At 69.2% G+C, this 13037-nt stretch carries 11 protein-coding genes; 7 read left to right on the top strand and 4 right to left on the bottom strand.

All coding sequences use genetic code 11. The annotated features are described in order from the left end of the window. Window positions 1-85: 85 nt before the first annotated feature. From ACQPYK_RS05840 to ACQPYK_RS05815, 6 genes are all read left to right on the top strand, one after another. Complete coding sequence (locus tag ACQPYK_RS05840; protein WP_433251383.1) at window positions 86-817, top strand: class I SAM-dependent methyltransferase; 732 nt, start codon at window positions 86-88, stop codon at window positions 815-817. Between the two features lie 173 nt (window positions 818-990). Beyond that, on the top strand, window positions 991-1497 hold the full coding sequence (locus ACQPYK_RS05835; protein WP_433251380.1) for a hypothetical protein: 507 nt from the start codon (window positions 991-993) through the stop codon (window positions 1495-1497). Window positions 1498-1627: 130 nt separating this feature from the next. Beyond that, a complete protein-coding gene (locus ACQPYK_RS05830; RefSeq protein ID WP_433251377.1) occupies window positions 1628-2320 on the top strand; it encodes a response regulator transcription factor in 693 nt (230 codons plus the stop codon). Then, window positions 2320-3696 (top strand): sensor histidine kinase, encoded by a 1377-nt coding sequence (locus tag ACQPYK_RS05825; protein ID WP_433251374.1) that lies wholly within the window; start codon window positions 2320-2322, stop codon window positions 3694-3696. The genes ACQPYK_RS05830 and ACQPYK_RS05825 overlap by 1 nt, the downstream gene beginning before the upstream one ends. Before the next feature lie 109 nt (window positions 3697-3805). Continuing rightward, window positions 3806-5683: an acyl-CoA dehydrogenase family protein gene (locus tag ACQPYK_RS05820; RefSeq protein ID WP_433258703.1), complete on the top strand. Its 1878-nt coding sequence runs from the start codon at window positions 3806-3808 to the stop codon at window positions 5681-5683. A 203-nt stretch (window positions 5684-5886) separates the two neighbouring features. Further along, on the top strand, window positions 5887-6057 hold the full coding sequence (locus ACQPYK_RS05815; RefSeq protein ID WP_433251371.1) for a hypothetical protein: 171 nt from the start codon (window positions 5887-5889) through the stop codon (window positions 6055-6057). 57 nt (window positions 6058-6114) lie between these two features. On the opposite strand, the gene ACQPYK_RS05810 is transcribed toward ACQPYK_RS05815, so the two are convergent. Further along, complete coding sequence (locus ACQPYK_RS05810; RefSeq protein WP_433251368.1) at window positions 6115-7260, bottom strand: acetyl-CoA C-acetyltransferase; 1146 nt, start codon at window positions 7258-7260, stop codon at window positions 6115-6117. A gap of 238 nt (window positions 7261-7498) precedes the next feature. On the opposite strand from ACQPYK_RS05810, the gene ACQPYK_RS05805 reads away from it, so the two are divergent. Further along, window positions 7499-9562, top strand: coding sequence for a phosphocholine-specific phospholipase C (locus tag ACQPYK_RS05805; protein WP_433251365.1), 2064 nt, complete (start codon window positions 7499-7501; stop codon window positions 9560-9562). Window positions 9563-9899: 337 nt separating this feature from the next. Here the strand turns inward: ACQPYK_RS05805 and ACQPYK_RS05800 are convergent, their stop codons facing one another. From ACQPYK_RS05800 to ACQPYK_RS05790, 3 genes are all read right to left on the bottom strand, one after another. Beyond that, window positions 9900-10322 carry a VOC family protein gene (locus ACQPYK_RS05800; protein ID WP_350804551.1) on the bottom strand — a complete coding sequence of 141 codons (423 nt, stop codon included), beginning with the start codon at window positions 10320-10322 and terminating at the stop codon, window positions 9900-9902. A gap of 360 nt (window positions 10323-10682) precedes the next feature. After that, window positions 10683-12149: a DUF2079 domain-containing protein gene (locus tag ACQPYK_RS05795; RefSeq protein ID WP_433251361.1), complete on the bottom strand. Its 1467-nt coding sequence runs from the start codon at window positions 12147-12149 to the stop codon at window positions 10683-10685. Next, window positions 12146-13030, bottom strand: coding sequence for a class F sortase (locus ACQPYK_RS05790; RefSeq protein WP_433251358.1), 885 nt, complete (start codon window positions 13028-13030; stop codon window positions 12146-12148). The genes ACQPYK_RS05795 and ACQPYK_RS05790 overlap by 4 nt, the downstream gene beginning before the upstream one ends. Between the last annotated feature and the right edge of the window lie 7 nt (window positions 13031-13037).

Here is a 13037-nt window from a genome sequence, read left to right as displayed (position 1 = left end):
CCGGGGGAACCGCGACTAGACTCTGCCTGTCCGTAGCCGTGGCCCCCGCGCCACGGTTTTCTGTTAGCGATCTGGACGGAACCGCATGTCTGGGTATGACCGCGTAGTGCAACCCGCGGCCGGAGACGAGGCCCTGGAGAACCACCTGGGTGGGGACGAGGCCAAGAACTACCGGCAGTACGAGCTCGACATGGTCGCCCCGCACGTGGGCCGCTCCATGCTGGAGATCGGCTCCGGTCTGGGCCATTTCGCCGAGGCGTTCCTGCCTCGCCTGGACCGGCTGGTGGTCAGCGACTTCGACCCCTACTGCGTGGAGCAGCTTCGCAAGCGCTTCGCCGGCCGGGACGAGATCGACGTGCTGCAGTTCGGCCTGCCGACCGACATCCCGATCGGTGAGAAGGTCGACACCGTCGTGATGATGAACGTCCTGGAGCACATCGAGGAGGACGTCGAGGCCCTGCGCTCCCTGGCCGAGGTCACCGTACCCGGCGGCCGGATCGTCATCTGGGTCCCGGGTTACATGCAGCTCTACGGAGACTTCGACCGCAAGGTCGGCCACGTCACCCGCTACACCCCCGCCACCCTGCGCAGCACGGTCTCCAAGGCGGGCCTGGACATCGACGTGCTCAAGCCGATCAACTTCCTCGGCGGCATCGCCTGGTGGGCCGCCGTCCGCCGCGGCGGCGTCGGCTATCCCGACCCCCGCCTGGTCAAGATCTACGACCGCACGGTGGTTCCCGCCACCCGCTTCATCGAGCGCTTCGTCCGCCCGCCCTTCGGGCAGACCGTCTTCTGCGTGGCCCGCGTCCCGAAGTAGCCGCCGGCGGCACCGGGGCCTCGCCGAGCGCGCAGGCCCCAGACCGGCGGGCGGCCCGTGGACCGCGTCCGCCGGTGTTCTCATGAAATTCCCAGGTTTCTCCTTCGACGATCCCAGCGCGAGGCGATTGTCTGATCGGCATCTCCAGTTGGAGACACCCTCGAAGGAGCATCATGAAGAAGAAGCTCGCCCTCGGCGCCGCGGCCATTACGGCGTCGATCCTGCTGACCGGCTCCACGGCCTGGGCCACCGCGTCGGTCACCCCCGTCCCGACCGGTGTGACCGCGATCGCCGATCAGCTGCTGGATGCGGATTCCACACTGCACGGTCCGAACCTGCGCACCCGCTACAACCTGTGGGTGGTCGGGATCCACGGGCAGAGCACGGTCCGTGACAAGGGCGGAAAGTTCATCGACTACACCTGGCAGCGTGGCGTGATCACCGCCAAGGGCGAGAGCTCGCTGACCGTCAAGAGCAAGGACGGAATCACCTGGACCTGGAACCTCGACCAGGCCACCAGGATTCGCAGGATCGGCGTGCGCGCCGACCTCTCCAAGCTGCTCGTGGGGGACGGGGTCTTCGTGATCGGCGCCCCGGCCTCCTCCGCCCCCACGGCCGCCGCGGTGTTCGTGCCCCGCAACCGCGCCCTCCTGGAGCCGCCGGCCACCTCGGGAAGCTGACCGGAAGCGGTGGGGTCGCCGAGATGCGCCGGGATCCCACCGCTTCACGGCGCTCACGCATGAACGAGCATCGTCCGCGCGGGGACGGGCGGCACCCGCATGAGGACGAATGGGCGAGAATTGGTTCCCCATGAGTGAGCAGTACACCCTCCTTGTCGTCGAGGACGACCCCAACATCCGCGACATCGTCGAGGTCGCCCTGCGCTTCCACGGGTTCCGGGTGACGGGTGTGGAGACCGGCGAGGACGCCCTCACCGAGCTGGACCGCGAGCTTCCCTCGCTGATCGTCCTGGACGTGATGCTTCCCGGCATCGACGGGTTCGAGGTGTGCCGGAGGATCCGGACCTCGGGACGGCACATTCCGGTGATCTTCCTGACCGCCAGGGACACCCCCACCGACACCGTCCGCGGTCTCACCCTGGGCGGTGACGACTATGTCACCAAGCCCTTCTCCGTCGAGGCCCTCGTCGCCCGCGTCCGGGCGGTGCTCCGCCGGACCGCCGTCTCCGGCGAGCCGGACGGCGGCGTGCTCAGGGTGGCGGATCTGGAGCTGGACGAGTCGCGGTGGGAAGTACGGCGAGCCGGGGTCGCGGTCGACCTCTCGCCCACCGAGTTCCGCCTGCTCGCCTTCCTGATGGAACATCCCGGCCTGGTGCTGACCAAGCGCCAGCTGCTGGAGCACGTCTGGGGTTACAGCGGCTCCTCACAGGTCGTCGAGACCTACATCTCCTATCTGCGCCGCAAGCTGGACCCGCTCGGCCCGCCGCTGATCCACACCCGGCGCGGGATCGGCTACGCCCTGCGCCCGCCCCAGGACCTGTGATGTCGCTCAGGGCACGCCTGCTCGCGGGCCTGCTCACGGTGAGCACGGTCCTGCTGGTCATGTTGTCCAGCGTGAGCGTGCTGGTCCTGCGCGAGCACCTGCTCGAAAGAGTCGACGGGCAGCTGCGCGCGGCCACCGCGGCCGCCGCCCAGCGAATCGTCGCGGCCCCCAACGGACGGCTCGCGCAGACGCTGACCGGATCCACCTACGCGGTGGCCACGATGAGCCTCGCCACGGGACGGGCCCGCCTGGTCAACGGCGACGCTCCGGAGGCGGCGGCCGTACCGGTCCTGGTCCAGGCGCTGGGCCGTGACCGGCTGAAGGGCCACGCCGCGCGGCAGGAGCAGTTCTCCCTTGACCCGGTGGGCGGCTACAGGATGATCGCGAGGGTGACCGGGGCCAGGCAGGGCAACCGATTGGTGATCGTCGCCGTTTCGCTGGAATCGGTCGACGCGCCGATCCGCCGTCTCGTCGTCGCGGAGCTCCTCACCGGAGGCGCGCTCATCCTGCTGCTCGCCCTCATCGGCCGCGCTCTGATCACTCGGGGGCTGTCCCCGCTGGCGCGGATAGCGGGCGCGGCCTACACCATGGCCAGCAACGGCGACCTGTCGGTCCGCATGCCCGAGGGCCCTTCGGAGGTCGGACGGCTCGGGACGGCCGTGAACCTTCTGCTCGACCGGATCGCGGAGGCCTTCAGGGATCGCTGGGCGTCAGAGGATCGTGTCCGCCGCTTCGCGGCCGACGCTTCGCACGAGCTGCGGACCCCCCTGTCCACCATCCGGGGGTACGCGGAGCTGTACCGGACCGGTGCGCTGCGCACCGAGGACCTGCCCAGGATCATGGGCAGGATCGAGGACGAGGCGACGCGGATGGGCGACCTCGTCAGCCAGATGCTCGAACTCGCCCGCCTGGACCGGAACGCGGCGCTCCAGCCGTCGGAGACCGACCTGTCCGCGGTCGTACGCGACGTGAGCGCGGACTGCACGGCGACCGCCCCCGGGACGCTGATCGTCGTCGATGCCCCGAGCTCGCTGCCCGCCGTCGTCGACGAGGCGCGGATCCGCCAGATCCTGGTCAATCTCCTGACCAACGTGCGGGTTCACACCCCCGAGGGCACCACGGCCACCGTACGGCTCGCACGGTCGCCGGCCGGAGACGTGCTGATCGAGGTGTCCGACGACGGCCCGGGAATGTCCGGCGAGCAGGTGGCCAGGGCCTTCGACCGCTTCCAGCGGGGTGGGGAACGACTGCCGGACGGCGCCGGACTCGGGCTGTCGATCGTCAAGGCGATCACCGACGCGCACGGCGGCCGTTGCTGGATCACCGCGGCTCCCGGCGAGGGCACCTGTGTGCACGTCGAACTTCCCCGGCGCTGAGAGCTCCGGAAAGACATCGCCGACACGCCGGGGCCGCAGGACGCCGGCTCCTTCCCGGACCCGCCACCCGGGCGTAACGTCGAAGTGATTTGCGCCTGAGGAGGTCATGATGACCGATTACGCCAAGGCACGCGAGGTGGCCGAGCAGGCCAGGGAGAAGGAGTGGGCTCGTCCCAGCTTCGGCAAGCAGCTCTTCCTCGGGGACTTCCGCCTCGACCTGGTGCATCCGGTTCCGGCCGTCCCGTCCGAGGACAAGGCTAAGAAGGGTGAGGAGTTCCTGCGCGCCCTGCGGCGGTTCCTGGACACGCGGGTGGACCCGGCGCTGATCGAGCGGACCGCCCAGGTGCCTGATGAGGTGGTCAAGGGCCTGGCGGAGCTGGGCGCGTTCGGGATCACCATCGGTGAGGAGTACGGCGGGCTGGGGTTGAGCCATCTCGACTACGGCAGGGCGCTGATGCTCGTCGGATCGTACTGCCCGGCGTTGAGCACGCTGCTGTCGGCGCACCAGTCGATCGGGGTGCCGCAGCCGCTGAAGCAGTTCGGCACCGAGGAGCAAAAGCGCAGGTTCCTGCCCCGCTGCGCGAGGGGCGAGGTGTCGGCCTTCCTGCTGACCGAGCCCGACGTCGGGTCCGATCCGGCGCGCCTGGCCACCACCGCGGTGCGCGACGGCGAGGAGTACGTGCTGGACGGGGTGAAGCTGTGGACGACCAACGGGGTCGTCGCGGCTCTGCTGGTGGTCATGGCCCGCACCGGCAAGGGCATCTCCGCGTTCGTCGTCGAGGCGGACACCCCCGGGATCACCGTCGAGCGGCGCAACGCGTTCATGGGCCTGCGCGGCATCGAGAACGGCGTGACCAGGTTCCACCGGGTCCGCGTCCCCGCCGCCAACCTGATCGGCCGCGAGGGTCAGGGCCTCAAGATCGCGCTGACCACGCTCAACACCGGGCGCCTCTCCCTTCCGGCCGTCTGCGCCGGGAACGCCAAGTGGGCGGTGAAGATCGCCAGGGAGTGGGGCAACGAGCGGGTGCAGTGGGGACACCGCATCGGCGAGCACGAGGCGGTGGCGCGGAAGATCTCCTTCATCGCCGCCACGGCCTACGCCCTGCAGGCGGTGATGGACCTGTCCTGCCGCCTGGCCGACGACGAGGGCAACGACATCAGGATCGAGGCGGCGCTCGCCAAGCTGTACGCCTCGGAGATGGCCTGGCGGGTGGCCGACGAGCTCGTCCAGATCCGCGGCGGACGCGGTTACGAGACGGCAGAGTCACTGGCCGCCCGGGGCGAGCGCGGAGTCCCGGCCGAGCAGGTGCTGCGGGACGTGCGAATCAACCGGATCTTCGAGGGGTCCACCGAGATCATGCAGTTGCTGATCGCCCGCGAGGCCGTCGACGCTCACCTGACGGCGGCCGGCGAGCTGATCGACCCGTCGCTGGGCGGCAGGGCCAAGGCCCGCGCCGCGGTGCGGGCAGGCGGGTTCTACGCTCGCTGGCTGCCGACGCTGATCGCGGGATCGGGCAACAGGATCGGCTCCTACGCGGAGTTCGGCCCGCTCGCCTCCCACCTGCGCTACGTCGAGCGGACCAGCCGCAAGCTCGCCCGTTCCACTTTCTACGGCATGTCCCGCTGGCAGGGCAGGCTCGAACACAAGCAGGGCTTCCTCGGCCGGATCGTGGACATCGGTGCCGAACTGTTCGCGATCACCGCGACCTGCGTCCGGGCCCAGGAGGATGCCGCCGATCTGGGGCTCAAGCCGGCCGAGATCGCCGACACCTTCTGCCGCCAGGCCCGGCTCCGCGCGGACGCGTTGTTCGAACGGCTGTGGAACAACAGCGACGCCCGGGACGTACGGCTCGCCCGCCACCTGCTGAAGGGCCGCTACGCCTTCCTGGAGGAGGGCATCCTCGACGCCTCCATCGACGGCCCGTGGATCGCCTCCGCCACGGCCGGTGCCTCGACCGCCGAGAACGTGCACCGGCCGATCCGCTGAGAAACGCATCCGGGATAAATGGGTTGCACCGCTCGGCGGGCCCGCCGTACGGTGATCACATGTGGATTAACTCCTAAGAGCCGGCGTCGATCGGTTTCAACCGATCCGCCCGCGCACTCAGCCCTCTGGCCCGTTCGTCTGACGCGGCAGCTGAGTTTCTGGCACGGCATTCGGCCGCGTCGTCATTTTCTCAAGGAGTCCATATGCGAATTCATGCCGGTCAAAAGCGTGACGGCAAGTCCCCCAAGACCCCCCGCACCCCGCTGCCCGAGCGGAGCCTGCCTCCGGCGGCGCCTCGGCACACGCCGATGCCGCACATGCCGATGAGGCCGACCCAGCAGCCGCGCCGGATTCCCGGTAAGGGCGGCCGCTGAGGGAACGAACGCCTCGGCCCGGTCTTCCCGGGCCGAGGCGTTCGTCGAGCGTGCCGCTCAGAGCCGCTCGATGATCGTGACGTTGGCCTGGCCGCCGCCCTCGCACATCGTCTGCAGGCCGTACCTGCCGCCGGTGCGCTCAAGCTCGTGCAGCAGCTTGGTCATCAGGATCGCGCCGGTCCCGCCCAGCGGGTGGCCCAGGGCGATCGCGCCGCCGTTCGGGTTGACCTTGGCCGGGTCGGCGCCGATCTCCTTGAGCCACGCCAGCGGGACCGGGGCGAACGCCTCGTTGATCTCGGTGACGTCGATGTCCTCGATGGACAGGCCGGCCTTCTTCAGCGCCTTCCGGGTCGCCGGGATGGGCGCGGTCAGCATGTATACCGGGTCGTCCCCGGTCAGAGCCAGGGTGACGATGCGGGCCCGGGGGGTCAGGCCATGGTCCCGGACCGCCTGCTCGGAGGCGATCAGGAGCGCCCCGGAGCCGTCGGAGATCTGCGAGGAGGTGGCCGCCGTGATCCGACCGCCGTCCCGCAGCGTCTTCAGTGACGCCATCTTCTCCAACGTGGTGTCCGCGCGCGGGCCCTCGTCGTCCTCGACGCCGTTGACCGGGGCGATCTGGTCCCTGAAGTAGCCGTTGGCGATGGCCTTGGCCGCTCGCTGGTGGCTCTCGTAGGCGAACCGCTCCAGTTCCTCGCGCGTGAGGTCCCACTTCTCGCACATGAGCTCGGCGCCGCGGAACTGGGAGATCTCCTGCTTGCCGTACCGCTCGACCCACATGTCGCCGAAGGGGAAGGGCATGCCCTTCTCCAGGGCCGCGGTGATCGAGGAGCCCATCGGCACGATGCTCATGGACTCCACTCCGGCGGCCACCACGAGGTCCTGGGTGCCGGACAGCACGCCCTGGGCCGCGAAGTGGATCGACTGCTGGGAGGAGCCGCACTGCCGGTCGATGGTCACGCCGGCGACGGTCTCCGGAAGGCCCGCCGACAGCCAGGCGTTGCGCGCGATGTCCATGCTCTGCGGGCCGAACTGCATGACGCAGCCCATGATCACGTCTTCCACCGCGGACGGGTCGACGCCCGTGCGGTCGACGAGCGCCTTGAGGGTGTGCGCGGCCAGGTCGGTGGGGTGGACGGTGGACAGACCGCCCTTCTTCTTACCGACCGGGGTGCGGACCGCCCCGACGATGTACGCCTCTGCCACAGTGCCTCCTGCTCATGAAACCGAGCATTGTTCGGTTAGTAGGAGATTACAACAGAACCTTTGTCCGTGTCGTGCCGGGACCGCCGATGACGCCGGCACGACTTTCTGCCGTTACATGTGTGGATCTGCTCATTTAGCAACAAATCTGCTCACGTGTCACCTGATCGACACCTGTCGATAAAGGTCTGGTTTCCTGCCATTGGGAGCCTTCCGGGGTCCCCTTCGAAAGGAAACCCCCATGTCCGAAGGCCCCTCCCGCCGACGGTTCCTCGCGGCCGGCGCAGGAGTACTGGCGGGCTCGTTGCTGCCGCCCTCGGTCCACCGGGCGATGGCGATGGCGGTGCCCCCCGGCGGCCTGTCCGCGATCAAGCACGTCGTCTTCCTCATGCAGGAGAACCGCTCGTTCGACCACTACTTCGGCACGTTGCGCGGCGTTCGGGGGTACGGCGACCGTAACGCGATCCGGCTGCCGGGCGGCAAACCGGTCTTCGAGCAGCCCACAGCCGGTGGAAACGTGCTGCCCTTCTCGGTCCGGGAGGCCGCGGGGCTCGTCGGCAAGGATCTCCAGTGGATCTCCGCGCTGGCGCACGGTTGGAACGACGGCCAGGCGGCGGCGGCCAAGGGCTGGCACAACGGCTGGATCGCGGCCAAGTCCCCGGCCACGATGACGCACTACGAGCGGCAGGACATCCCGCTCCAGTACGAACTGGCCGACACCTTCACCATCTGCGACCACTACTTCTGCTCGGTGCTGTCCTCCACCAGCCCGAACCGGAACTACCACGTCAGCGGGCACACCGGCTACGAACCCGGGACCACCAAGCGGGCCATCGACAACGCCGCCTACAGCGAGGACACCCACGCGGGCTACACCTGGTCCAACGCCGGAGAGATCCTGGAGGCGGCCGGAAGATCGTGGGCCGTGTACCACGAATGGGATAACTACGAGGACAACAACCTGGAGTTCTTCGCCCGGTTCCGGCAGATCGCGCGCAAGGCTCTGCTCGGCGACTACAAGAGCATGGACTCCTTCTACGGCGCGGTCCTCTCGGCGTCGGAGCCGCAGCGTCAGCGGCTGCTCGCCCGGCTGGAGGAGGGCGTCGCGCAGCTCACCCCGCAGGAGCGCTCGCTGTTCGACCGGGCGCTGCGCCGGGTGCCGTCCAAGACGCTGGCGCAGGCCTTCCGCGCCGACGTCGAGGCCGGGAAGCTGCCCGAGGTGAGCTACATCGTGCCGTCGGCGGCGGACTCCGAACACCCCTCCGCCTCCTCTCCCATCCAGAGCGCGCGGATCACCTACGACATCCTCGACGCGATCGCCTCCACCCCCGAGGTGTGGCAGTCGACCGCGCTGTTCATCACCTACGACGAGAACGACGGCTTCTTCGACCACGTGCCGCCCCCGCTGCCGCCCGCCGAGCAGACCGCCGAGTTCTACAACGGAAACCCGATCGGGCTGGGTGTCCGGGTTCCCATGACGATCGTCTCGCCGTGGACCGTCGGAGGGTACGCCTGCTCCCAGATCTTCGACCACTCCTCGACCGTGCGGTTCCTGGAGACCTGGCTCGGGGTCCGCTTCCCCGACGTCTCGCCCTGGCGGCGTACGGTCTCCGGTGACCTGACCTCCGCCTTCGACTTCACCTCCGCCGGACCCCGGCCGTCTCCCGCCCGGCCCGCACCGGTCCCGGCCTTCACCGGCCGCTGGCGACCGTCGCCGCCGGCCGAGCAGCGGATGCCGGTCCAGGAGGAGGGCGCCCGTCCGGCCCGGCCGCTTCCGTACCAGCTGAACTCCTGGGCCCGGCTGCTGGGCACCACCCTGGAGCTGACCCTGGCCAACACCGGCCAGGACAGCGCGCACCTGGCGCTCTATCCCTACGCCGGCGAGTTCGGGCTCCCGCTCCACATGGATGTCCTGGGCGTCACCACCCGTACCGTCGAGGTGAAGGACCGCTACGACCTGACCCTGACCGGCCCGAACGGCTTCCGCCGCGAGTTCGCCGGATCCCTGGCCGGCAAGGCCGCCCGGGTCCAGGTACAGCAGACGATCGACATCGACCCCCGGAAGATCCGGATCGAGATCACCAACCTCGGCGACCATCGCCTGACCCTGAAGGTGCGGGCCAACGCCTACGGTGACAAGGAGCAGACCGTGCCGCTGCGCGCAGGCCAGTACCGCCAGGTCGTCTGGCCGGTGGAGGAGTCGCACGGGTGGTACGACGTCCAGATCACCTGCGACGACGATCCCTCCTACGCCCGTCGCCTGATGGGCCACGTCGAGAACGGCCGGCCGAGCGTCACGGGCTGACGCCGGACGGCGCACGGACGAACGGGCAGGACGAACGGACGGGACAAACGGACGCTGACCGGCGAGTAAGTGTCCGATCTCAAACAAGTTGGCGTGTGAGCGTGCTGCTGACCTGGGACTCGCCAACTTGGTGAGACTAAGAGATACGAAAGGTGTCTCACTCAGTTGGCGAGTGAAGGCGGAATGTCTCAGGAGACTTGGCGTTTGATCATGGAATACTGCAGTCTGGTTTCAAGGGCGACTTCTGGTGTCCTGGAACATCGCACGGGGTGCCGCCCAATCCGGTGCAGCCTGGTGCTCAGCGCGTCATCGTTCAACGCACCAACTCGGCGGTTGATCAGCGCCGTCGGGCTGTGATGTTGAACATCCAGCTGATCCCGAATTGGTCTACGAGCGAGCCCGCCACGTCGCCCCACACCTGTGCTTCCAGAGGCAACGTTACGGTGCCGCCGACGGACAGCTTCTCGAAGTAGTCGCGGAGGTCGTCATCGTCGCCACCGATGAATACCGCAACATTGTTCCCTGGCTGGTAGGGCGGGTGGCCGGGCCTGTCATCCGGAAAGTCCCATGCCATCAGCGTGTAGCCGGCGGGGGTCTCCAACCGGGCGTGCATGACCTTGTCAGCGCTGGCTGAGTCTGGTGAGCCGAAGTCCGCGACCGTTCCCACCTCCAACTCGCCACCGAAGACCTCCTGGTAGAACTCCAGCGCCTGCCGCGCGTTTCCGTTGAACGTGATGCAAGGGTTGACCTGAGACCCCACTTGAACGCTCCATCCATAGAGTGCGACCGATCGGCGTGCCCGATGATCGCTAAGCCATGCTCCCAACAAATCACGACACCCTCTGTCGTGATTACTGGTCGCGTCGCGTACCCCGGATCCGGGTGTAAACGGGAGGTGAGACGGAACGGCGAATCACGCCAGTTAGATGAGACGCACGCCAGGTGTCTTGAGACAGGACAGTAAGGACCGGTGGGCACGGACCGGCGGGCACGGCTGCGCGCTGTGGCGGGGTGCTGTGGCGGGGTGGACCGGGTTCGTGCCGGAACCGGCCGCGCGATGTGACGGACGATGTGACGGGCAACCGCGAAATCGCCCGTCACATCGCGGCCGTGCTCCCCGTCACGGCCGGTTCAGCACGACGTATCCGTCCCGTTCGAACACCTTTCGGTAGCCGTTCGCCAGCGCCTCGTCGACCCGCTGCTGCTGCGTGCCGTAGTCGCCGAACGGATAGGTCCACCGGGCCACGTCGGCCACGATCCAGGGCGCGTCATGGGCCTGCGGACCCCACAGCAGCACCGTCGTCCGCGCGGTGAGCGCGGGGCCGACGTTGTTGGCGGCCTCGACGACCACCCCGTCCGGGACCCTGGCCACCGCCTCTCGCGCCGCCGCGACGTGCGGTTCACCCGCGTAGAAGGCCGGGTCCAGGAGCTTGCCGAGCTCGAAGCGCGGGACGAGGGTGAGGCCGGTCACGCAGACCGCGACCGCCCAGGTCGCGATCAGGTTCCGGCCCCGGAACCGTGCGGCGAGCCGTGCGGCGCCGTCCACCCCGGCACAGACGAGCACGGCCACGACGAAGGCGTTGTAGTGGTGCTCCGCTTCCCACCACTGCGACCGGTCGGCCAGGAACCGCTCCACGACGAGCGGGACGGCCGCCAGGGTCAGCGGTGACAGCAGCGCGGTCAGCGCCATCGGCCACAGCAGGAAGGCCAGGGTGTTCACCTTGACCATCGGGTTGACGAGCTGCGAGAGCGCGCCGAGCGGATCTCGCAGAACGGCCGGTACCGCCTCGCCCAGGTTCGCGCCCCAGGCGCCGTAGGCCCAGTGGAATCCCACGGCGCCCGACCCCGCCATCGGCATCAGCACGTTGCGCACCAGCACGAGGGCGCCCAGGGAGAGCAGGACGAACGCGGCGCCTTCGTGGCGCCGCCGGGTGAGGAGCAGGTGGATCCCGAACCCGGTGAGCAGGAGACCCATGTCCTCCTTGACCAGCAGCAGGCCGACGGCGGCGAGCACTCCCGGGACCGGCCGCCGCGCGTCGAACCGCTCGATCATGATCGCGCTCAGCAGCGGGACGAACGCCACCTCGTGAAAGTCGAACCCGGCGGCCTGCGCGACCGGCCATGACACCGCGTAGGCCACCGCCACCAGGTGCGCCGCGACCGCGCCGAGACGGCGCTCGGCGTAGCGCCAGATCGGGATCGCGGCCAGCGCGAACAGCACCGCCTGGGCGACGATCAGCGCCCGTGGGCCGCCGTGCAGCCAGTACAGCGGGGAGAGCAGGGCCACGATCGGCGAGAAGTGGTCGGCGAGCTGGATGAAGTCCATCCCGGTGCCGTACTGCATGCCGAGCGAGGGCTCGGTGGGCGCCGAGAAGTTCGCGTAGCCGCGCAGGGCCTGGTCGAAGATGACCAGGTCGAAGACGCTGGCCCGGAAGGTCGTGAACTTGACCAGACCGAGCAGGGCGTAGACCGACGAGGCCAGCACCACGAGCGCGCCCAGCACCAGCCCGTGCCGGCGCCGGCGCACGAACCCCGCGACGTCCGGGGCCTTTGGAGCCGTGCGTCCGGCGAGAGCCGCGGCGCTCATTCCTTACGCGTGCTCGTCATCGTCGCGTAGGCGATGACGTTGTCGGTGTAGTGGCCGGTGGTGCGGTCGTAGGTGCCGCCGCACGTGATCAGGTGGAGCTGGGGGTTGGGCGACTCGCCGTACACCCGCTGGGTCGGGAAGACCGATTTGTCCGCCTGCTCGAGCCCGCCCACGGTGAAGATCGCGACGATGCCGTCCTGGCGGTGCACCTCGATGACGTCGCCGTTGCGGATCTCGTCGAGGCGGCTGAAGACCGCGCTGCCCGAGCGCGTGTCCTTGTGTCCGAGCATGATCGCCGGACCGGCCTCCCCTGCCGTGGGTCCCGAACGGTACCAGCCGACCAGGTTCGGATTGCCGACCGGCGGCACTTCGATCGCCCCCTGCTTGTCGAGCCCCACCGACCTGATCGGCGCGTTGATGCCGAGCCGCTTGACGACCAGGCGCACCGGGGTCGAGGGCTGCATGGCGGGAGCCGCCGGGATGGTCGGCACCGGCGGCGGAGCGGTCGCGGGCGCCTGGAAGTAGGGGTTCGCCGGACCGGTGGCGGGGACCTGGCCGCGGGGCGGGAGCGTGGTGCGCTGATCGGCCAGGCCGTACTGCTCGGGCGCCGCCATCATGTAGAGCAGGCCCACCAGCACCGTGATCGCCCCGACGACCCCCGCCAGAATGAGCACCGACCGCATGATCCGGCCACCGTCGATCCGGTCCTCGGGCCATTCCTCGTACGGCTGGCCGTACTGCTGGTAACCCGGATGTTGCTGATAGGGCGGATGGACCGGCCCCTGCCCGTACGCCGGCGCGGGTCCGTGGGGATGCCCGTACCCTCCTCCGCCCTGGGAGGGAGGCCTCGGCGGCCGGCTGTCAGGCGTCGGGGTGGTCATCCGGCCG

It is taken from the genome of Streptosporangium sp. CA-135522 (genome assembly GCF_050949235.1).
In the GTDB taxonomy this organism is placed as follows: domain Bacteria; phylum Actinomycetota; class Actinomycetes; order Streptosporangiales; family Streptosporangiaceae; genus Streptosporangium.
This window is presented reverse-complemented; position numbering and strand designations above follow the sequence as displayed.